Annotated in this window: 24 protein-coding genes and 1 pseudogene; 14 read left to right on the top strand and 11 right to left on the bottom strand. The window is 61.0% G+C overall.

Annotated elements, in window-relative coordinates; translation table 11 throughout:
* Positions 1–227: 227 nt before the first annotated feature.
* Positions 228–566, bottom strand: coding sequence for a hypothetical protein (locus tag OU993_RS21895; protein WP_268161030.1), 339 nt, complete (start codon positions 564–566; stop codon positions 228–230).
* Positions 567–916: 350 nt separating this feature from the next.
* On the opposite strand from OU993_RS21895, the gene OU993_RS21900 reads away from it, so the two are divergent.
* Entirely contained in the window at positions 917–4,558 is a 3,642-nt protein-coding gene (locus tag OU993_RS21900) for a response regulator (protein WP_268161031.1), read from the top strand.
* Here the strand turns inward: OU993_RS21900 and mnmD are convergent.
* Positions 4,547–5,266, bottom strand: a complete 720-nt coding sequence (mnmD, locus tag OU993_RS21905; RefSeq protein WP_268161032.1) for a tRNA (5-methylaminomethyl-2-thiouridine)(34)-methyltransferase MnmD — start codon at positions 5,264–5,266, stop codon at positions 4,547–4,549. The two genes, OU993_RS21900 and mnmD, sit on opposite strands and share 12 nt — an antisense overlap.
* A 13-nt stretch (positions 5,267–5,279) precedes the next feature.
* Between mnmD and OU993_RS21910 the strand changes: the two genes are divergently transcribed.
* The 9 genes and pseudogenes from OU993_RS21910 (at position 5,280) to OU993_RS21950 (ending at position 11,110) form a co-directional block, all read left to right on the top strand.
* Positions 5,280–6,482: an NAD(P)/FAD-dependent oxidoreductase gene (locus tag OU993_RS21910; protein ID WP_268161276.1), complete on the top strand. Its 1,203-nt coding sequence runs from the start codon at positions 5,280–5,282 to the stop codon at positions 6,480–6,482.
* A 98-nt stretch (positions 6,483–6,580) separates the two neighbouring features.
* Entirely contained in the window at positions 6,581–7,288 is a 708-nt protein-coding gene (locus OU993_RS21915) for a DUF1045 domain-containing protein (protein ID WP_268161033.1), read from the top strand.
* An 88-nt stretch (positions 7,289–7,376) separates the two neighbouring features.
* A pseudogene (puuE, locus tag OU993_RS21920) lies at positions 7,377–8,273 on the top strand (allantoinase PuuE); the annotation flags it as partial.
* A gap of 30 nt (positions 8,274–8,303) precedes the next feature.
* A complete protein-coding gene (gene uraD / locus OU993_RS21925; protein ID WP_268161035.1) occupies positions 8,304–8,801 on the top strand; it encodes a 2-oxo-4-hydroxy-4-carboxy-5-ureidoimidazoline decarboxylase in 498 nt (165 codons plus the stop codon).
* A 32-nt stretch (positions 8,802–8,833) separates the two neighbouring features.
* The gene (locus OU993_RS21930; protein WP_268161036.1) at positions 8,834–9,124 is read left to right on the top strand and encodes a nucleotidyltransferase family protein; all 291 of its coding nucleotides are present in this window, start codon (positions 8,834–8,836) and stop codon (positions 9,122–9,124) included.
* Positions 9,121–9,489, top strand: coding sequence for a HepT-like ribonuclease domain-containing protein (locus OU993_RS21935; protein ID WP_268161037.1), 369 nt, complete (start codon positions 9,121–9,123; stop codon positions 9,487–9,489). Before OU993_RS21930 ends, OU993_RS21935 begins: the two co-directional genes overlap by 4 nt.
* Positions 9,490–9,495: 6 nt before the next feature.
* On the top strand, positions 9,496–10,002 hold the full coding sequence (locus OU993_RS21940; RefSeq protein WP_268161038.1) for an ureidoglycolate lyase: 507 nt from the start codon (positions 9,496–9,498) through the stop codon (positions 10,000–10,002).
* A gap of 3 nt (positions 10,003–10,005) precedes the next feature.
* Positions 10,006–10,362: a hydroxyisourate hydrolase gene (gene uraH / locus OU993_RS21945; RefSeq protein ID WP_268161039.1), complete on the top strand. Its 357-nt coding sequence runs from the start codon at positions 10,006–10,008 to the stop codon at positions 10,360–10,362.
* Between the two features lies 1 nt (position 10,363).
* Complete coding sequence (locus OU993_RS21950; RefSeq protein WP_268161040.1) at positions 10,364–11,110, top strand: metallophosphoesterase family protein; 747 nt, start codon at positions 10,364–10,366, stop codon at positions 11,108–11,110.
* A 4-nt stretch (positions 11,111–11,114) separates the two neighbouring features.
* On the opposite strand, the gene OU993_RS21955 is transcribed toward OU993_RS21950, so the two are convergent.
* The gene (locus tag OU993_RS21955) at positions 11,115–12,260 is read right to left on the bottom strand and encodes an alpha-hydroxy acid oxidase (protein ID WP_268161041.1); all 1,146 of its coding nucleotides are present in this window, start codon (positions 12,258–12,260) and stop codon (positions 11,115–11,117) included.
* A gap of 156 nt (positions 12,261–12,416) precedes the next feature.
* Between OU993_RS21955 and OU993_RS21960 the strand changes: the two genes are divergently transcribed.
* Positions 12,417–12,662: a type II toxin-antitoxin system Phd/YefM family antitoxin gene (locus OU993_RS21960; RefSeq protein WP_268161042.1), complete on the top strand. Its 246-nt coding sequence runs from the start codon at positions 12,417–12,419 to the stop codon at positions 12,660–12,662.
* Positions 12,652–12,936, top strand: coding sequence for a type II toxin-antitoxin system RelE family toxin (locus OU993_RS21965; RefSeq protein ID WP_215565347.1), 285 nt, complete (start codon positions 12,652–12,654; stop codon positions 12,934–12,936). The genes OU993_RS21960 and OU993_RS21965 overlap by 11 nt, the downstream gene beginning before the upstream one ends.
* A 7-nt stretch (positions 12,937–12,943) precedes the next feature.
* Here the strand turns inward: OU993_RS21965 and OU993_RS21970 are convergent, their stop codons facing one another.
* The 4 genes from OU993_RS21970 to puuD all read right to left on the bottom strand — a co-directional run bounded on the left by OU993_RS21970 (position 12,944) and on the right by puuD (position 16,260).
* Positions 12,944–13,363 (bottom strand): DUF1508 domain-containing protein, encoded by a 420-nt coding sequence (locus OU993_RS21970; protein ID WP_268161044.1) that lies wholly within the window; start codon positions 13,361–13,363, stop codon positions 12,944–12,946.
* A complete protein-coding gene (locus tag OU993_RS21975; protein WP_268161045.1) occupies positions 13,356–13,604 on the bottom strand; it encodes a type II toxin-antitoxin system HigB family toxin in 249 nt (82 codons plus the stop codon). The genes OU993_RS21970 and OU993_RS21975 overlap by 8 nt, the downstream gene beginning before the upstream one ends.
* 102 nt (positions 13,605–13,706) lie before the next feature.
* A complete protein-coding gene (gene guaD, locus OU993_RS21980) occupies positions 13,707–15,017 on the bottom strand; it encodes a guanine deaminase (protein ID WP_268161046.1) in 1,311 nt (436 codons plus the stop codon).
* Position 15,018: 1 nt separating this feature from the next.
* On the bottom strand, positions 15,019–16,260 hold the full coding sequence (puuD, locus tag OU993_RS21985; protein ID WP_268161047.1) for a urate hydroxylase PuuD: 1,242 nt from the start codon (positions 16,258–16,260) through the stop codon (positions 15,019–15,021).
* Positions 16,261–16,547: 287 nt separating this feature from the next.
* Between puuD and OU993_RS21990 the strand changes: the two genes are divergently transcribed.
* Complete coding sequence (locus OU993_RS21990; RefSeq protein WP_268161048.1) at positions 16,548–16,892, top strand: hypothetical protein; 345 nt, start codon at positions 16,548–16,550, stop codon at positions 16,890–16,892.
* On the opposite strand, the gene OU993_RS21995 is transcribed toward OU993_RS21990, so the two are convergent.
* Both OU993_RS21995 and OU993_RS22000 read right to left on the bottom strand, forming a co-directional pair.
* Entirely contained in the window at positions 16,886–17,803 is a 918-nt protein-coding gene (locus tag OU993_RS21995; protein WP_268161049.1) for a LysR substrate-binding domain-containing protein, read from the bottom strand. The genes OU993_RS21990 and OU993_RS21995 overlap by 7 nt on opposite strands.
* A gap of 339 nt (positions 17,804–18,142) precedes the next feature.
* A complete protein-coding gene (locus tag OU993_RS22000; protein ID WP_268161050.1) occupies positions 18,143–19,060 on the bottom strand; it encodes a LysR substrate-binding domain-containing protein in 918 nt (305 codons plus the stop codon).
* A gap of 100 nt (positions 19,061–19,160) precedes the next feature.
* Between OU993_RS22000 and OU993_RS22005 the strand changes: the two genes are divergently transcribed.
* Entirely contained in the window at positions 19,161–19,409 is a 249-nt protein-coding gene (locus OU993_RS22005) for a hypothetical protein (protein WP_268161051.1), read from the top strand.
* Here the strand turns inward: OU993_RS22005 and xdhC are convergent.
* Both xdhC and OU993_RS22015 read right to left on the bottom strand, forming a co-directional pair.
* Entirely contained in the window at positions 19,406–20,200 is a 795-nt protein-coding gene (xdhC, locus tag OU993_RS22010; protein ID WP_268161052.1) for a xanthine dehydrogenase accessory protein XdhC, read from the bottom strand. The genes OU993_RS22005 and xdhC overlap by 4 nt on opposite strands.
* A gap of 282 nt (positions 20,201–20,482) precedes the next feature.
* Positions 20,483–20,860, bottom strand: a complete 378-nt coding sequence (locus tag OU993_RS22015) for an endonuclease domain-containing protein (RefSeq protein WP_326493862.1) — start codon at positions 20,858–20,860, stop codon at positions 20,483–20,485.
* Positions 20,861–20,865 lie beyond the last annotated feature (5 nt).

A 20,865-nucleotide genomic window follows, 5' to 3' on the forward strand; every position in this document is an offset into this window, starting at 1 on the left:
AATGGGAACTTGTCAGTGGGAAACTGCTTTCCGGCGCAGGCCCGTTTCGGGCCGTGCATTGCGTGCGCCTTGTTCCTTCTTCGCGAACCATTTTCGTCGCAGGGCCAGCTCACGCGGCAGCCGGAAGGTGAAAGCTGGACTGCATGTGCTGCTTTGCACACAAAAAGTCAAGAGCCCGCGTCGAAATCGCCGCGGGCCAGGCATCGATGCAGTCGCATGGGATGGGCTCAATAGACGGGGCAGACCTTGACGCGGAAGGCATCGCCCCAGTCGTTCTCGCGCCATTCATAATGGCAGCGGGGGCGCGGCGGTGGCGCCTCGCGGTAATAGGTCTGGTGGTAGACGACCGGGGGCGGTGGCGGCGGGTCGATATAGACGCGTTCGCGATAGACGGGGCCCGGAGGCTGCGTTGCGATGGCGCCACCGATGATGCCGCCGACGGCGCCTGCTGCGACACCTGCCCAGAAGTCGTCGCGGGCCTCAGCCGCCGGTGCCGTTGCAGCAAGCGCGCCGGCCAGCGTCAACGAAACAAGACCGGCAGTGATGGACTTTCTCAATACGGTCATGGCTTTTTTCCTTTCACCCTTCAATCCTGATGGGTACTCCATGAGGATCATTCGCGAAGCGGGCAAAAAGATGGAAAAATCAGCGGGATAAGTCTGAACATCCGTTCATCTGGCGACAGCCGGGAGCTGAATTTGTCCCGGCCTCATGCGTCGAAAACGGGTATCGCGGCACAATTCGGCCGAATCTGTGGCGCAGCTGCGGCCGGCCCGACGCGGCATCGCGAGCCGGCACCTATCCCTGAAGTTGGTTGATCGAGCGCAATGGCCCGTTAACGACAATCGTGCCATTTCCTTGCTAACATAGAATTATGCGAATCACGCCGGTGGCGGCTGATTCGTCGGGGTATGGTTTGACGAACGACGGCGAACTACTGCAGCGCGCCTGCGAGCGCATCAACGATCTGGACGTGCCAGCCTTCATCAAGGACGGTGCGCTTCGGTATGTCGCTGTCAATGACGCCTTTGCCCGCCTGCACGGGGCCGAACGCAACCAGTTTCCCGGGCGCCTCTCGCAGGAATTCGGTCTGCGCGTGGAAGACGAGGAATGCCACGACCGCCAGCGGCGGGCGCTTGTCTTCGGCAGCGACGAGATCGCATGCGTCCGTGACCGGTCGGGGCGCCGGCTGCACGACATCCGCATCGAGCGTTTCATCTCCGAAAACGACAAGGCCTATCTGTTTGCCGTGTTCGAGCAAGACAAGACACAGGCCGTTGCCGCAACAGAAGCCGGCAGCGGGCTGCGGGACTTCTCGGATGCAGGCGTCAATCTGCAAATGCTCGGTTCGGCGCTTGACCTGCTGGATGCGGGTATCGGCATTTTCAGCGAAACGAACAAGCTTCTCTATTTCAACGATGAGCTGGCCAACTACTACCGCTCGCTCGGTTTTGAACTGAGCATCGGACGTGAACTGCGCGACGTGCTCGAAGGGATCTACGATCACCACAACAAGGTCGATCAGGCGCAGCAGGATGCGGTCGATGCGCGCCGGGAGTGGGTCGACGGACGCATGGAGATCCTGTCGAGGCAACACTGGCAGGCCACCGAACCTCTGCCGGACGGGCGCTGGCTTCGCAGCGTCAACAAGCGGCTGAACAACGGCTGGCTGATCATCCTGCGGCTCGACGTGACCGAGTTCAAGGTGCAGGAAATGCGGCTGGGCAAAAAGATCGAGGAGGCCGAGATCTATCGTGCCGCCTTTGAGGACCTGCCTGTCGCGGTGTTCCTGCGCGATAGCCAGCGTCGGCTCGTTTATGCCAATGCCGCCTATGAGGTGATGCTGGGCGACAAACGCGAGCGCTATCTCGGCCAGACGGAAGAGGAGATGTTTCCTGGCCCGAGTGCGCGTTTCCGGGCGGAAAACGAAAAGGTCCTGGCCGAGGGCGGATCCATCGAAAAGGCAGAGGAGGTTCCCTTTCTCGATGGCCGGTCGATCTCTGCCATTACCCGGCTCGGTCGCATCTCATCTCCTGCCGGTGAACCTTACATTGTCGGTTCGATCACGGATGTCACGCTGGTTCGCGATGCACAGAGAGAGGCGGAACGCCTGCATGCCGAACTTCAATCGATCCTGGAAGCTTTGCCGGTCGGTGTTGCGATCTTCGATCGCGATCTGCGCATCGAATATGCCAACCGCATGCTCAACGAGTTCTGGCGGCTGGAAGGCGAGGAATACCGCAACTGGAGTGGCGAAACCTATCGCTCGTTCCTGCAGTTCAATTTCGATCGTGGCGCCTATGTGCATGAGGGCGTGGATTTTGAAACGCTGTATGAACGGCGCGTGGCGCTTTGGCGCGACACGGGTCCGTTCAAGCCGTTCGAACTGTCCAACATCGACGGTCGCTGCATCCTTGTCGATCGCGCGCATGTCGCCGATGGCAAGATCCTGATCAGTTGCGTCGACATCACCGGTATCCGAAAGCATCAGCAGGAAGTGCAGGAGGCGCGTGAGGCGCTCGATCGCCATGCTCTGATGATGCATGAAGCGACGAGCGCGATGTCGCAGGGTCTCATGGTGTTGCGCAACGATACGGTGTTCTTCGCCAATGATGCACTGATCGACATGCTGGAGGTTCCGGCGGACACGCTCGAGCAGGGCAAGGACTGGCTGGAAGCATTCAACTATCAGGCCGAGCGTGGCGATTTCGGAACGCCGGAAAACGCCGAGCGCATCCGTTCGCAGCTTTTGGGACAGAACGAAAAACGGAAGCCTCTCAAGCTGTCGATCTGCATCGGCGGTCGCCGATGGGTGGATATCGAAGGCAAGCTTAGCGGAAGCAGCAATACACTCGTCGTCTTTACCGACGTTACCGAGGTCAGGCAGCGCGAACGCGAGCTCGAACGCCTGCTGAAGCGGGCCGAAGCGGCCGACCGTGCGAAGTCGGAATTCCTGGCCAATATGAGCCATGAGATCCGCACGCCCATGAACGGCGTGCTCGGCATGGCCGAACTTCTGTCGAAATCAAACCTCGATACGCGCCAGAAGACCTTTACCGATATCATCATGAAGTCCGGCAATGCGCTTCTGACGATCATCAACGACATCCTGGACTTTTCGAAGATCGATGCCGGCCAGATGAGCCTTCGCCAGGCGCCCTTCGATCCGGTGGATGCGATCGAGGATGTGGCGAGCCTGCTGTCCTCTTCGGCCGCGGAAAAGGATATCGAGCTCATCGTGCGGGGCGCCGATGTGCATCATATGGTGCTGGGGGATGCCGGGCGCTTCCGGCAGATCATCACCAACCTGATCGGCAATTCGATCAAGTTCACCGAACGCGGCCATGTGTTCATCGATATCCAGTCGGAGCTCCGGGGGGATCGCGAGCTCGACCTGACGATTCGCATTGAGGATACCGGGATCGGCATCCCGGCGGACCAGTTGGAGCGAATCTTCGAGAAGTTCTCGCAGGTTGATGGTTCGTCCACACGCCGCCACGAGGGAACCGGGCTTGGCCTTGCCATCACCTCCGGCCTCGTCGATCTGTTCGGCGGACGGATGGCGGTGGAGAGCGAAATTGGCAAGGGGTCGGTCTTTACCGTCTCTGTCACGCTGCCGATTGCACGGCAGCGCCTTCCGAATGATCAGATCGCCCACAGCGTCCAAGGTGCGCGGGTGCTTGTCGTGGATGACAACGAGGTCAACCGCCGTATTCTCACCGAACAGCTGCGGCTCTGGGGTTTTGACTGTGTTGCCGTCGACAACGGCAGGGATGGTATTGCTGTGCTGCGCGCCGCTGCCGACCTGGGCGTCAGCGTCGATGCCCTGATCCTCGATTACCAGATGCCGGAGATGAACGGGTTTGCGGTGGCGAAACTGATCCGCGAGGACAGCGTGCTTGGCGATCTGCCGATCATTTTCCTGACCTCGATGGATACTGCCAGCAGCGAGGGCGCGTTCGACACGCTGAACATCCAGGCGCATCTGATGAAACCCGCCCGCTCGCACCTGTTGCGCACGACGGTGGTCGAGGTCATCCGGTCCGGACGGGCGCAACTGCGCGAAATGGCGCGTCCTTCCTTGTTTGTTGGTCCGGCAGAGCCGCAGCCGGTGCAAGAGGTTCAGAGTTCTGCGGCAGATCCGCAGAGGGAAGGCGGCGGCCTCGACGTGTTGGTCGCCGAGGACAATGAAGTGAACCAGATCGTCTTTACCCAGATCCTGCAGGGCATGGGTGTCGATTTCAAGCTTGTCAGCAATGGCGCGGAAGCGGTCGAAGCCTGGCGCCGCAACCGACCGAACCTGATCCTGATGGATGTGTCCATGCCGGTGATGAACGGCCATCAGGCGGCACGACGCATTCGCGAAATCGAACGGGACGAAGGTGGCCACGTGCCGATTATCGGCATCACGGCGCATGCGCTGGAAAGCGACCGCGATCTGTGCCTGGCCGCCGGTATGGACGATTACCTCTCCAAGCCGATCAGCCCGGAGATCCTGGAAGCCAAGATTGCCGAATGGCGCAAGGTGCCGCCTGCCGTCGAAGCGTCACGCAGTTAAAGACGGTTTGAGGCCGCACAGCATCTCGCGCTTGCCGGCAAAGCCCGGTCGCCGCTCGACGATGAAACCGGCGGCCTGCAGGTTGCGTCGCACGAAACCGGCCGCGGCATAGGTGGCGAAGCTGCCGCCCTCCTTCGTCTTGTCATTGACGGCCCGCATCAGCTCGAGCGACCACATCTCGGGATTGCGCGAGGGGGCAAAGCCGTCGAGATACCATGCGTCGAAGGCAAGATCGGCTTTTGGCACCGTTTGTTCGGCCTTGCCGCAGATGACGGTGAGCCGCATCGTTTGCGACAAAACGAGGTCGATCATGCCGCCGGGCTCCTCGGGCCAGGCCGCAACGAGCGCCTGGCGCTCCCGGTCAATCTCCGGCCAGTGCGAGAGCGCCTTGTCGATGTCCGCAGCCGCCATCGGGTAAAGTTCAAAGGATGTCATGTGCAGCTGCGCGTCGCCGCGTGCTTCCAGCTGCCATTGCCGCCAGGTCTCGCAGGCGTTGAGCCCCGTGCCGAAGCCCAGTTCGCCGATCCTGAAAATCCCCTCCTTTGGCCACCGCTCCGGCAGGCCGTTGCCGGAGAGGAACACATGGCCGCATTCCAGCCGCCCGTCCGTCTGGCAATAAAAGTGATCGCCAAACTGCGTCGAATAGGGCATATCGCCCTCGCGCCATTCCAGCGCTTGTCCTTCCACCGTCATGTCGGGATCTGCCATGGGCCATTTCTCCTTGGGGCAAGCCGATAGTCCCGCAAACGCCGCCGGTCAATCGAAAGACGCGGCGAAAGACCTGCCGCAGTCGATCGAACTTTTGATCATCGGCGGCGGTATCATGGGGCTCTGGGCGGCGGTGAAGGCGGAGCGGCTGGGCATCAAAACGCTGCTTCTCGATGCGGTGCGTCCGGCAGCCGGCGCCAGTGGCGGTCTGCTTGGCGCCCTGATGGCGCATATGCCGGACCAGTGGAACGACAAGAAGCGGTTCCAGCTGGAAGCGCTGATTGCGCTCGAAACCGAGGTGGCGGAGCTTGAAGCGCAGACGGGCCTTGCCTGCGGTTACCGCCGTTCCGGACGTCTCATTCCCTTACCGAAACCGCATCTGCGGCCGCTTGCCGAACGCCGCGCGCCGGCTGCGGCAGAAAACTGGGTGTTTGCCGGTCGTCGTTTCTCCTGGACGGTTCGAGACTTGCCGTCCGATCCTCTCTGGCTGTCGCCGGATGCCTGCGGTGCCGGCGTGGTGGAGGATACGCTGGCTGCCCGGATTTCACCGCGGAGCCTGACCACAGCGCTCGTTGCGGCGATCGATGCGGGGCGGCATGTGCAGCGTGCTGACGGCCTCTCCGTCCGGCGCCTCCTGCCGCGCCAGGCCGAACTGTCGGATGGCCGTCGGATGTCCTTCGGTCATGCGATCGTTGCCGCCGGCACCGGTTCCTTTGACCTTCTGGCGCAGCTTGGCCCACCGCTCGCGCGACCGCTCGGAGCCGCCGTCAAAGGGCAGGCGGCGCTGCTGGAGGCGGATGTCGATCCCGCCCTTCCGGTTGTCTTTCTGAACGGGCTTTACATCGTGCCGCATGAGGACGGGCGAATCGCGATCGGCAGCACCAGCGAAGACACCTTCGACAGTCCAGAGGCCACGGATCATCAGCTGGATGCGCTCCTTCGCCGCGCCATGGAGGTTTCACCAAAACTTCAAGGCGCACGCGTGGTTGAACGCTGGGCGGGCGTGAGGCCGAAGGCGATCGACCGCGAGCCGATGGTGGGGCCGCATCCGGACGCACCGCAAGTCTTTGCTTTGACAGGTGGTTTCAAGGTCAGCTTCGGCCTTGCCCATAAACTTGCCGATGCAGCGCTTGGCCTGCTTGGCGGGCGGGACCTTCTCCTGCCGGACGGCTTTCAGATGTCGCATCATCTTCAGGTTGCACAAGCCTCAGGCTAACCACAAATCCGTGTCGTCAATCTGTCACGCAAATCACCTAGATCCTCGCTCAACCAAAACGACGGGGGTCCAGGGCAGGGCGACAGGGAAGGTGACGGATGCGATACGCCATCAATTTTACGCCGCCAGCGAGCGACCCGCTGACGATTGCTGCCTCTCAGTGGCTCGGACGCAACGCCTTCTCCGGCGAAGCGACGGAGCTGCCCCCGATCCGTGGTCTCGACCTGCACGAGATCGCCTTCAACACGGCTGTTCCGCGGCGTTACGGTTTTCACGGCACGCTGAAACCGCCTTTCCGTCTCGTCGAAGGTGTGGCCGAACCGCTGCTGTTGCGCAATCTGATGCATTTTGCCGGCCAGCATGAGCGCTTCCGCCTGCCGAAGCTGGAGGTGGCACGTCTCGGCAACCGGTTTGCCCTGATGCCGAGCGAAGTCAGCGAACCGCTGCATCACCTGGCGGGCGCGGTCGTGCAACATTTCGACGCCTTCCGTGCACCGCTGACCGATGCGGAGCTGGAACGCGCCGATCCCGGCCATCTCTCCGCCTCCCAGTTTGCCAATCTGCATCGCTGGGGCCATCCGCATGTGATGGACGAATTCCGGTTCCACATGACGCTGACGGGGGCCGTTGCGCCGCATCTGATCGGCCGCCTGGAAGAGGTGCTGCGCCGTTATTTCGAGCCCTATCTCGAGCGGGAACTGGAGATGGCCAACCTGGCGCTGTTCGTCGAGACGGAGCCGGGCGCACCCTTCCTCGTCCACTCCCTGCATCCGCTCGGAAGTGTCGCCTCGCGCCGCATCGCCTGAACCAAGCCTGTTTGCAGTGCATCACGGCATCTCGACATCTGGTGCGAGGATGCTACCGTCGGCTCACTGTTTCAGAAGGTGATTTTCGATGGTGGCAGACGCTTATCCGCGCAATCTCGTTGGTTATGGCCGCAATATCCCGGACCCGAAATGGCCGGGAGGTGCGCATGTGGCCGTTCAGTTCGTCATCAATTACGAGGAAGGCGGCGAAAGCTGCATCCTGGATGGCGATCCGGCCTCGGAAAACCTGCTGTCGGAAATCGTCGGTGCCGCCGCCTGGCCGGGCCAGCGCAACCTCAACATGGAAAGCATCTACGAATACGGCTCGCGTGCCGGCTTTTGGCGCCTGCACCGTCTGTTCACGGGCCTCAACGTGCCTTGCACGGTCTATGGCGTGACGCTGGCCATGATGCGCAACCCTGATGCGGTGGCAGCGATGAACGAAGCCGGTTGGGAAATCGCCAGCCACGGTTATCGCTGGCACGAATACAAGGATTATCCGGAGGAGCTGGAGCGCCAGCATATTCTCGATGCCGTGCGCCTGCATACGGAAGTCGCCGGCGAGCGCCCCTATGGCATGTATCAGGGCAAACCGTCCATCAACACGCTGCGGCTGGTGCAGGAGGAAGGCGGTTTCCTCTATTCCTCCGATAGTTATGCGGATGACCTGCCCTTCTGGGTGAAGGGCGTGGACGGCAAGCCGTTCCTGATCATTCCTTACACGCTGGATGCCAATGACATGCGTTTTGCGACACCGCAGGGTTTCAACTCTGGCGACCAGTTCTATACTTACCTGAAGGACACCTTTGACGCGCTCTATGCGGAAGGCCAGGAAGGCGCACCGAAGATGATGTCCGTCGGCCTGCATTGCCGCCTTGTCGGGCGTCCAGGCCGTATCGCCGCGCTGAAGCGCTTCATGGAATATGTGCTCGGCCACGAGAAGGTATGGATCCCGAAACGCATCGAGATCGCCCACCACTGGCACCAGCACCACAAGCCGGACAGTATTTGACCGATGACACGCAATGACTTTGTCGACCGCTTCGGCGGCGTTTTCGAACACTCGCCCTTTATCGCCGAACGGGCCTATGATGATGATCTGGTGCGTGGCGAGACGCTGACGGTGGACCGTGTGCATGCGGCACTCGTCGCTGTCTTCCGTGTAGCGTCAGAGGAGGAGCGGCTCGGCGTGCTGCGCGCCCATCCGGATCTCGCCGGAAAGCTCGCCATTGCCGGCGAGTTGACGGAGGACAGCCGCAAGGAACAGGCCGGCGCCGGGCTCGACCGGCTGAGCGCGGACGAACACGCCCGCTTCACCGAACTCAACACCGCCTATGTGGAGAAATTCGGCTTTCCCTTCATCATCGCGGTCAAGGGGCTGACGAAGGACGACATCCTTCAGGCCTTCGAAAAACGCATCCACAACAGCCGCGAGGATGAGTTCTCGACCGCCTGCGGGCAGGTGGAGCGCATTGCACTGCTGCGGCTTCAAAGCATGCTGCCGTCGGCGTGAGAATGATGTAGGATCCGCGACAGGAGTTCATCATGCGCCCATCGGACGTGCTGGAAAGGAACAGGGAGCGTATTCGCCAACTCGTGGCTCAACACCACGCGGCGAACCCGCGTGTGTTCGGCTCCGTCGCACGGGGAGAGGATCGGGAGGACAGTGACCTCGACATTCTGGTCGATACTTTGGAGGAGACGACCCTTTTTGATCTCGGCGGCTTGCAGCATGATCTGGAAAGCCTGCTGCAGATGCGTGTCGATCTTGCCACCAGCAAAGGGCTGCGACCGAGGGTCAGAGACCGTGTTCTGGCCGAGGCCATCCTCCTGTGAGCCGCGATCTGGACCGTCTGCTGGATTCGATTAACCATATGACGGAGATGTTCACCGAGACCGGTGCATTCATCGAGGGAATGACGGCGGAGGGTTTTCGTGCCGATCGCCTCCTTCAGCGTGCGGTCAGCATGGACCTGGTGATCATTGGCGAAATCGCCTCCGACATCCTGAAGCGCAGCCCCGATTTTGCAGCGGACCATCCGGAGATCGGATGGACGGAACTCGTCGGTCTGCGCGATCACATTCAGCGGGACCTTTCGAGCGTCGATCCAGCGGTACTATGGTTTGCGGCCAGCGATACGGTGCCCCAACTTCTCTCCCAGCTGCGCGCTCTGCGCCATTTCCATGCCCAAGGTGAATAATCCGAAATGCCCAAGACACTTCCCATCCGTCCGCTGACGCGCGACGCTTTCCTTGCCTTCGGCCATGTGATCGAGGCCGATCCTTCCTCCATAAAGCTCATCAACGGCGGCAATACCGAGCGGTTTCATGGTCTGGCGGAAGCGGAGGCAACAGGCGAGGGCGCTCGCGTCATCCTCAATATTTTCCGCGGCAAACCGCGCGCCTTCCCTTACGAGCTCACGATGATGGAGCGCCACCCCTTCGGCAGCCAGAGCTTTTCGCCGCTGAACGGTCGGCCTTATCTCGTGGTGGTATCGGAGGACCAGGACGGCTGTCCGGGCGAGCCGCAGGTGTTTCTGGCGCAGGGTGATCAGGGTGTGAACTACCGCGCCAATGTCTGGCATCATCCGCTGATGACGATCGATGCCGTCTCGGATTTTCTGGTTGTCGATCGCGACGGGCCGGGCAACAATCTGGAAGAATTTTTCTTTGATGAACCCTTCGTCATCACCGCACCCAGCATCAGCGAGTAGGCCATGACCGGACTGACCACCCATGTTCTCGACACCGCTCTCGGCAAACCCGCCGAGGGGCTCGTGATCGATCTTTATCACCTGGAGGGTGATGGCCGTTCGCATCTGAAGACGGTCATCACCAATGCCGATGGCCGTGTGGATGGCGGGCCGATCCTGATTGGCGACAGCTTCCGCAAGGGGACCTACGAACTGGTCTTTCATGCCGGGGATTATCTGCGCCGCAGCGGCGCTGCGCTGGCGGAACCGGCTTTCCTCGACGTGATTCCCATCCGTTTCGGCATTGCTGATGAGAGTGGCCATTATCATGTGCCGCTTTTGATTTCGCCCTACGGTTATTCCACCTATCGCGGCAGCTGACATGCGGTTTGCCGCCATCGCCGATATTCACGGAAACTGCGCGGCGCTGGAGGCGGTACTGGCGGATATCGCCGCCCACGGCATCGCGACCGACAGCATCGTCAATCTCGGCGACTGCCTGTCGGGGCCGCTGGAAGCCGGGCGGACGGCGGATCTCCTGCTGTCGCTGGATCTGGTGAGTGTGCGCGGCAACCACGACCGATACCTGATCGAGCACGAGGCGGGGAACATGCATGCCTGGGAAGCGGATGCCTTCCGGCAGCTGACGCCCGCGCATCTTGACTGGCTGCGGAGCCTTCCGTTCTCGCGCGTGTGGCGGGACGCGGTGTTTCTCTGCCATGCGGTGCCGAAGCATGATCACACCTATTGGCTGGAGGAGGTCAAGCCGGATGGCGCGGTCTGCCTCAAGCCGCTGGTCGAGATCGAACGTCTGGCCGATGGCATTTCCCAGTCGCTGATTCTTTGCGGCCATTCACATCTGCCGCGCGCCGTGCGCCTGCCGGATGGGCGGCTGATTGTTAATCCCGGCAGTGTCGGCTGCCCGGCTTATGATGACGACACGCCCTATTATCGCCGTGTCGAGGCGGGATCGCCGATGGCGTCCTATGCGATCTGCGAGCGCCAATCCGGCGTGTGGTCTGTTACCTTCCGGCTAGTGAATTACGACCATATGAGCCAGTCAAGGCTGGCGGCCGCGAACGGCCGCCCCGCCTGGGAAGCGGGGCTGGCGACGGGATGGCTGGGGTAGGCCTTCAATACGGGCAGTGCGCGATCACGCTGCGATCGACCGCCTTGATGTCCCGCTTGCCGCAGAGCGCCATGGTGATGTCCATCTCCTTGGCGATGATAGTCAAGGCCAGTTCGACGCCTTGCCTGCCCATGGCGCCGAGGCCATAGAGGAAGGGGCGGCCGATATAGGTGCCCTTGGCGCCAAGCGCCACGGCCTTCAGCACGTCCTGGCCGGAGCGGATGCCGCCGTCGAGATGCACCTCGATGCGGTCGCCGACGGCCTCGACGATTTTTGGAAGCATGCTGATCGAGGAGGGGGCGCCGTCGAGCTGGCGGCCACCATGGTTGGAGACGATGATCGCATCGGCGCCGGTATCGGCGGCGGCACGCGCGTCCTCCTCGTCCAGAATGCCCTTGATGATCAGCTTGCCGTTCCAGCGTTCCTTGATCCAGGCGATATCGGCCCAGGAGAGGCGCGGATCGAACTGTTCCGCCGTCCAGACGCTGAGCGAGGAGAGGTCGGAGACGTTCTTGGCATGGCCAACGATGTTGCCGAAACCGTGGCGTTTGGTGCGGGCCATGTCGAGGCACCATTGCGGGCGGGTTGCCATCTGCCAGATGTGTTTTGGCGTGAATTTTGGTGGCGCGGAGAGACCGTTGCGCAGGTCCTTGTGGCGCTGGCCGAGAATCTGCAGGTCGGCGGTGACGACGAGTGCCGAGCAGCCGGCCTTTTTGGCGCGGTCGATCAGGCTTTCGATGAAGGCGCGGTCCTTCATCACGTAAAGCTGGAACCAGAAGGGTTTCGAGGTGACAGAGGCGACATCCTCGATCGAGCAGATGCTCATGGTCGACAGCGTGAAGGGCACGCCGAATTCCTCCGCCGCCTTGGCGGCCAGCATCTCGCCATCGGCATGCTGCATGCCGGTCAGCCCCGTCGGTGCCAGCGCCACGGGCATGGCCACCGGTTGGCCGATCATTTCGCTTTTCAGCGAACGGTCCGTCATGTCCACCAGCACGCGCTGACGCAGCTTGATGCCTGAAAAATCCGTCTCGTTTGCCCTGTAGGTGCCTTCGGTCCAGGAGCCGCTGTCGGCATAATCGAAGAACATTTTCGGCACGCGGCGGCGGGCAAGGGCTTTCAGATCGCCAATCGTCAGTGGCTTGGACATGGGGTGGTTCTTCCTCCGAAACATTCTCCGACAAGTAACACATGGAAGGCGGGAGGAAAGCGAATTTCGGCTCGGTTGTGCCTCCTGTGCGGCTCTGTCACAGGCGGTAAAGAGATGATATAAGGTGCTTAATTCAGTGCTGAAGAAAGACCTTTCATGCAGCGTGTCGAAGCGGAAATCGCCGTTAGCGTCTCCGATCTGAAAAAGAACCCGACCGCCATCGTTGAAGGTGCGGATGGTCACGCCGTCGCGGTGCTGAACCATAACCGCGTGATGGCCTACATGGTGCCCGCCAGCACCTACGAAGCCATGATAGACGCGCTGGACGATCAGGGGCTTGTCGATCTGGTGCAGAAGCGAAAGGGAGAACGCGGAATCCCGGTTTCTCTTGATGACCTATAGGCTGGAATTTCTTCCGAGTGCTCTGAAGGAATGGGAGAAACTGGGCGCGACCCTTCGCGAACAGTTCAAGAAGAAACTCGCCGAGCGTCTGGTGACGCCGCACGTCCCGGCAGATCGCCTGAGCGGGCTGGCTGACCATTACAAGATCAAGCTGCGTGCTGCGGGTTACCGGCTCGTCTATCGGGTGGAAGACGAGCGTATTACTGTTGTCGTCGTGGCCGTCGGAAAGCGCGAGCGTTCCGAAGTTTATAAGACAAGCCGAAAGCGGTCATGACTTTAAATCAGGCAGCTTCATCAATGGTTGTCTGGTAATCCTGTAGGCTTTGCAGAGTCCGGATCGTATTGATGGCTTTCTCCCGGGAGGTGAATGGCGAGGAGTGAAACATAATTTCGCCATTCGGAGCTATCAGCTGAAACATGTACTGTCCGTTTCTGTCTTTTATCAGTACAAACCGATAACTGTCATTGCTGGTCTGCGCGCCCGCCTGACTGCCATTCTGGTCCGCCAGAAATTGCCGGATGCTCTCTTCATCAGGCGTTCCCATCGGGAAATGCTCATCCTCATACGCAACAATGCGATCAACAAGGTTGTTCAATCGTTCCCCATCGGCCGTGCCGGGTTTTGCGCCCCAGAGTATCGTCAGGTCGCGCAGCGCCTTCTCATAGTCTTGCTCGGACTGAATTGTCTGGAGTTCATCCATGCTGCACCTTCGTCACATCAATGTGGTCATAGTCCCCGTGTGAGCCAATCCACTTTATCCAAACGAGGCCGTTCTCATAGTCAATGGCGGCCACGAGTCGGTAGTGGTTGCCCTTGATGTTGAACACCACGCGCTCGGCGTTCACGATACTTGCCGCCGCGAACGTCTTCTTTACCTCTGCAGATGTCTTCCATTCGGCTTTGAGCGTCAGATGATACCAGACATCCAACGCTTCAGCCACGCTATCCTGTTCCCTGCGGCTCGCAAGGTTCTCGACGAAATGGCGTAGCGTTGAGCGCGCTATGATCCTCATGTCGCGATCGTAACAGTGCGCAAGGAAAACTCAACCCAGGGCTGATTTTGCCGCCGCGCCCGCCACATAAGTCTCCACCACGCTGCGGTCGTCGCCCAGCGTCTGCAGCAGGAACAGTTCCTCCGGCAACGTGCTCACCGTTTCCATGCGCAGCCGCATGGCTGGTGTCGCGCTCGCATTCAGCACGACGAGGTCGGCGTCGGTGCCTTCCTCCAGCGTGCCGATGCGATCGACAAGCGACAGAGCCTCGGCATTGCCGCGGGTCATGCGGTAGAAGCTGTCGAGCGGATTCAGGCGTTCTCCCAGCAATTGCTGGATCTTGTAGGCCTCGTCCAGCGTCTTCAGCATGGAATAGCTGGAGCCGCCGCCGATATCGGTGGCAACCCCGATGCGCACCGGCTTCTCCCGGCGCGCCAGCGCCTTCAGGGGAAACAGGCCGGAGCCGAGGAAGAGATTGGAGGTCGGGCAATGGACTGCGACCGATCCGGTCTCCGACAGAACATCCGCCTCGCGTTCCGACAGGTGGATGGCGTGGCCGAGCAGCGTCTTTTGGCCCAGCAGGCCGTAGCGGGCATAGATGTCCGTGTAATCGATGGCCTCGGGATAGAGTTCGCAGGTGTAGCGGATTTCCTCATGGTTTTCCGAGAGATGCGTCTGGATATGCAGGTCGGGGAATTCCTTCGCCAGCGCCTCAGCCGCGCTCATCTGCTCCGGCGTCGAGGTGATGGCGAAGCGCGGCGTGATGGCCACATGGTTTCTGCCCTTGCCGTGCCACTCTTCGATGACCGCGCGGGTCTCGTCATAACCCATTTGCGGCGTGTCGAGCAGGCCCTGCGGCGCATTGCGGTCCATCATCACCTTGCCGCCGACCATCAGCATGTTGCGGCGCATGGCCTCGGCAAAAAAGGCATCGGCGGAGGTCTTGTGCACGGAGCAATAGGCGACGGCGGTCGTTGTGCCCTGGCGCAAGAATTCGTCGTAGAAATGCGTGGCGATGCGCGCCGCATGCGCACTTTCCACAAAGCGGCATTCCTCCGGAAAGGTGTAGGTGTTCAGCCATTCCAGAAGGTTGGCGGCATAGGAGGCGATCACCTGCATCTGCGGGAAATGCACATGGGTGTCGATCAAGCCCGGCAGGATCAGATGCGGGCGGTGATCGATCTCCTGAACATCCACCGGCGCCGCGGCCTTCACTTCCGAATAGGAACCGCGCTTCAGGATGCGCCCATCCTCGATCAGCAGGCCGCCGTCCTCTTCGTAAGAATAGCTTGCCGTATCGGCGAGATTGTCCGGCGCGCGGTGGAAGGAAAGCAGGCGGCCGCGAAGAAGAAGAGAGGTCATGTCAGCGTGTTGCTCCGGCGCCGTTCGTGGCGCTTTCGTACCAGGCCGTCAGAAGCTTGCGCTCTTCCGGCGTGATGGCGGTGATGTTGCCGGGCGGCATGGCATGGCTGCGCCCGGCCTGGATATAGATCTCGTGGGCGTGCTTGGCGATCTCGCTGTCGGTTTCCAGCTTCACAGCCTTCGGCGGAAAGGTGATGCCTTCCCAGACAGGCTCCTTCGCATGGCACATGGAACAGCGCCCCTGGACGATGTCACGCGCTTCGGCAAAATGCACGTCCGCGGCAAATTTCTGCTGCACGGGGGACAGCGCGGTGTCCGTCTCGCCGGTCAGCACCTTCGGCACGGTCGATAGCCACATGATGAGGATGAAGAGGATGACCGTCACCAGCCAGGTCCAGGTGGGGTGTCCCTTGCGGGCATGGGTGGTGTTGAACCAGTGGCGGATGGTGACGCCCATCAGGAAGACGAGTGCCGCAATGACCCAGTTGAACTGCGTGCCGAACGCCAGCGGATAGTGGTTCGACAGCATGAAAAAGATGACCGGCAGCGTCAGATAGTTGTTGTGCAGCGAGCGCTGTTTGGCGATGCGGCCGTATTTCGGGTCCGGCGTGCGCCCGGCAATCAGGTCGGCCACGACGATCTTCTGGTTCGGGATGATGATGAAAAAGACGTTGGCCGACATGATGGTCGCGGTAAAGGCGCCCAGATGCAGGAAGGCGGCACGGCCGGTGAAGACCTGCGTATATCCCCAGGCCATGGCGACCAGCACGACGTAGAGCAGCGCCATCAGCCCCCAGGTGTTTTCGCCGATCGGTGACTTGCAGAGTTGGTCATAGATGATCCAGCCGACCGCCAGCGATGCCAGCGACAGACAGATGGCCTGCCAGGGGGAGAGTGGCAGCACGCCGTGATCGATCAGGAAAAGATCGGCGCCGCCGTAATAGACCACGGCCAGCAACGCGAAACCCGATAGCCAGGTGACATAACTTTCCCATTTGAACCAGGTGAGATGCTCCGGCATCTGGGCGGGCGCCACCAGATATTTCTGGATGTGGTAGAAGCCGCCGCCATGCACCTGCCATTCCTCGCCGTAAGCGCCCACCGGCAGATGCGGCCGTTTCACCAGGCCGAGATCGAGCGCGATGAAATAGAAGGACGAGCCGATCCAGGCGATTGCGGTGATCACGTGCAGCCAGCGCACGGCAAAGTTCAGCCATTCCCAGGCCACGGCATATTCATACATCCGGCAGATCCCTTCACATTCCCCGAACGGTCACATTGCGAAAAATTTCGTCCGTTGCATAGGCGGAAAGCATGCACCGCAACATGCCAACCGATGCCATTTTGGCAGCGCAAATGGACGGCGGACCTGACGCGAGGCTGTCCTGGGCTATCAGTTGTGCATCGCGAAAACTTGCGGATTCGCCGACTCATTGGTCTGCGCTAATATGACGATTGCAAGACAGCCGGTGAAAGGTGGGTATTGCGGGTTCACCGGTGGTGATGCATTCATCAACGGAGAATAAGCTCATGCGAAGCATTCTGGCGCTTGTGATGATTGCGTATGCGTCTGCGTCCCCGTCCAGCCTCAGCGCACACGAGGCCCATGCCGGTTGGAAATACGAAGCTTACTGCTGTAATGGCAACGAGCACACCGGCGATTGTCAGATGATCTCGACGAAGAATGTCCGGGTCACATCGAATGGCTACGAGATTTCTCTCAAGGCCGGCGAACATCGGCTGGTGACGAAAAACCATGCCTTCAGCGTGCCGCAAAGCGAAGCGCGCCGCAGTCAGGACGAGGAATATCACCTCTGCCTCTATCCGAACGAGGATACGCTGCGCTGCTTTTATGCGCCCGACATGAGCTACTGAGCGGCACCCGACGGCAACAAGATCTGGGGCGGCAGGGTCTTCAGCAGCCACTGGCGGAAGGTCTGTACCTTGACCGATTGGCGGCGGCTTTTCGGGGAGATCAGCCAATAGCTCCGGTCGTCCTTCTTGAAGACCTCGAAGGGCATGATCAGGCGGCCGGCCTCCAGTTCTTCCTGGTGAAGAAACGGGCTCAGCAGTGCCACGCCGTGACCGGCAATGGCGGCGCTGCCTTCCAGATCCAGCGCGCCGTCGGCATCGATCGTGATCGTGCCGGGCAGGGGGATGTCGATGCCGTTCGACTGAAACCACATTCCCCACCATTTGCTGCTGGCGCCGATCAGCGGCAGTTTCAGAAGATCCGCGGGGGTCGTCACGCCGCCGATTGTTTCGGCCAGCTTCGGGTTCAGCATTGGCGCGAAATTGAGACGGAACAGCTCCTGGCTTTCCATGTTGGGCGGCGGTGCTTCACTGCGCAGAATGGAAATATCGGCGTTGTCGCTGAAGAAGTCCGCCGATCTGTTCATGCGGAGAATACGAATGCCCAAGCCCGGATGCTCTATTTGGAACGCGCCGATATGACGGGCAAGCCAATGGGATGCGAACGTCGGTGTGGAATGGATTGTCAGGATACCGGCATCCTGACCGCGGGCCTCGGTCACCGCCTCGGTCAGAAGACCGAATGCTTCCGTGACCTTGGGCAGCATCCGTTCGCCCGTTGATGTCAGCTCGATGCGCCGTGCCTGGCGCAGAAACAGCATCTCGCCGACATGTTCCTCCAGCAGCTTGATCTGATAGCTGACGGCCGTCTGGGTCATGCCCAGTTCCTCGCCGGCTTTGGTGAAACTGCCGAGCCGCGCAACCGCCTCGAACACTCTGAGTGCATTCAGCGGCAGTTGGCGCGATAGCTTCATCGATAAGTTCTCTTTCTGGATCGCTTGTCAGATTGAATTGGTATCTGGCTGCAAACCGGCGCATTTGTCGATCCGGAAACGACAAAAAAATCAACAGATGACGGAGGCCATCATGGCGGTCTGGACCACTGGTTCTGTCCGGAGGAGAAGCGCGTTCTGGGTTTGGGCAAAACGGCTTCTGCCGGGCCGCAACCGACCCGCGGCGTTGCGGCTCGACGATCTGCCGGATGCGTTGTCCCGGGATGTGGCGGCACCACAAGCTCCGTTGCCGAAACCGAGGGATGATGTGTGGGCGCGCATAGCAGCTGCGAAACTGCCGCGGTTTTGACGGACACCGTTCTACATGATGCCGCTGTCCGGGCCCTTGTCGAAGCTTGGCAGGGTTTTCTGCAGGAAGGCCCGGAAGGCGCGCAGCTTGGCTGTCTGGCGCCGGGCCTCCGGATAGACCAGCCAGTAATGCGAGCCGTCCTCGCAGGTGAGGTCGAAGGGCTGGATCAGGCGCCCCATCGCGACGTCATCCTGATAAAAGTCGGGCCTCAGAATTGCCACGCCATGGCCGGCAATCGCGGCGGCCGCTTCCACCGCCTGTGAGCCAAGCCGGTTTCTGGAGGCGCTTTCGAGCGGCGCATCAGGGTGCCCCGCCGCGGTGAACCAGAGGCGCCACCAGGGGTCGCCCGGATCGATGATCTTCAGTTTCAGGAGATCCAACGGGTCGTGCACGCCACCGATCGTGTCGGCAAGTTTCGGGCTCAGCATCGGGGTGAAATGGTTGCGCATGACGAAATGCGACTTGAGGCCTGGCCATTCGCCGGTGCCGACGCGGATCGCCAGATCGGCCTCGGTTTTGCTGAAGTCGATCACCGCCTGCGAGGTTTCAAGCCGCACGGCAATCGTCGGATTGTCGAGCTGGAAGATGCCGAGATGCCGGGCCAGCCAATGGCTGGCAAAGGTATGCGTCGAATGGATGATCAGCGTACCCTCGGCCACGCCCTGCATCTCGTTGACGGCGGAGGCCAGGATGTCAAAACCTTCCGTGACCTTCGGTGCCAGTCGCGCACCGGCTTCCGTCAGAAGGATCTTGCGCGGTTGGCGGAGGAACAGCGTTTCCTTCAGCGTCTCTTCCAGCAGCTTCACCTGATAGCTGACGGCCGTCTGCGTCAGGCCGAGCTCTTCGCCCGCCTTGGTGAAACTCAGGTGGCGGGCCACCGCCTCGAACACGCGAAGCGCATTGAGTGGAAATTGCCTCGACAGTTTCATGCATCAGTCCTCTTGATCCATAGAGACGAAGCTTCGATTGGATCGAAGCGCCCGCATTCGGCATCATGTCATCAGATACCGTCGCGCGTGGAGATGCAAGATGCAAAGGTTACAGGCTGTTGTGCCCCTCTATTTGATCCGCAGCCTATTTTCTGAAGAGAGTGGCACGCGTTTCCTCGCCATTCTGGCGGGGAAGTTCAGGAGCAGAAAATTTGATGCAGAGGCGATGCCCGAGCATCTGAAGCAGGATCTCGGGCTGACCGATTTTCATGATCGGCGCCACCCTCCGCGCCGCTCGCCCAGTGCCTTCGATGCGGCGCGCGACGTGTTCCTGCGACGGCCGCTTTAGCTGGTCCCGGCGAGCCGAGTCACCAGTTCGGCGGCCACCAGCGCCGCAATCACCGCCGGGCGTTTGTCGCGCACGGCTCTTCCGCCGATCGGCAGTACAAGGGCCTCGCTTGATACGGTTCCTTCCGTTTCGCGCGCCAGCCAACTCTTGAAGGTGGCGCGCTTGGTGGCGGAACCAATCATGCCGACGTAAGCGAGGTCGTCGCGCGCCAAAGCCTCGCGGGCGATCAGGAAATCCAGCGCATGGTCATGCGTCAGGATGACGACGGCGCTGCCGGACGGGAGATCCTTGACCAGTGCTTCCGGCATTGCCACATGCCGTGCCGTGACCGTATCGGGCAGGCCATCGAGCGCATCGGCGCGTGTTTCCACCACCGTCACCCGGAAGGGCAGGGGCGCAAGCGCTGCCGCCAGTGCGCGGCCTACATGCCCCGCGCCGAACAGCATGACGGCGGGATAGGCGGCGGACTCTGCGGCAGCCCGTGACTCAAGGTCAGCCGCCACCGGTGGCGTCACCTTGCCAAACGACAGGAGGGTCCGCCCGCCGCAGCATTGGCCGATCTCCGGCCCAAGCGGCACATCCATCTGTGTTTGGCCGCTGCCGGACAGCAGGGCCCGGGCATTGTCGATCGCCAAAAATTCCAGCTGACCGCCGCCGATGGTGCCGAAGATCTCCGTGACTGACACCAGCATGAAGGTCCCTTCCTCCCGCGGCGTCGAACCCTTCGCCTGCGTGATGGTGACGAGGACGGCGTCAGGGTGTTGGGCGAGGAAGGCTGTGAGGGCGGTCATGATGGCCGACCTCTGTTTTGCCGTGCCGCTTTACCCCCCTCTGTCCTGCCGGACATCTCCCCCTCAAGGGGGGAGATCGACTCGTGGTGAGCTTCCCAAGCTTTCCCAGACTGTAGAGATTGCGGCATCCATGGAGATAGAGAGGTGTACAGAGGCTGCGTCTTGCTGATCTCCCCCCTTGAGGGGGAGATGTCCGGCAGGACAGAGGGGGGTGCGGCCCACACATGCAGACGGCAGGACTGAGGGGGGTGGGCCACAACTGTCAGCGCTAATGTCTGAGGGTTACTCAAAGCGGTCGATCCCGATGACCCGTAGAATGTGCGCGCAGGCATCATCGAGGTCCTGCATGATGTCCGTACTGGTGAACCGAATGACTTGCCAGCCAAGCTTTGCAAGCGCCACATCTCTCTGCTGATCTCGAACAATCTGCCGGTCCAGCGAATGTGTTGCCCCGTCGATCTCGATGATCAGTTTGTGATCGGGACAAGCGAAATCGGCAATGAATCCACTGATCGGCATTTGTCGCCGAAAGCGCAAGCCCATCAGCCGATGGGCGCGTACCGCATTCCAGAATTTCAACTCCGGCTCCGTCACCGCGCGGCGCATGCGCCGTGCGTTCTGACGATTGTGAGCTGGAACCTCGAAATGCGGCATCGCCATCCCCG

It is taken from the genome of Rhizobium sp. SL86 (genome assembly GCF_026672545.1).
GTDB lineage: Bacteria > Pseudomonadota > Alphaproteobacteria > Rhizobiales > Rhizobiaceae > Neorhizobium.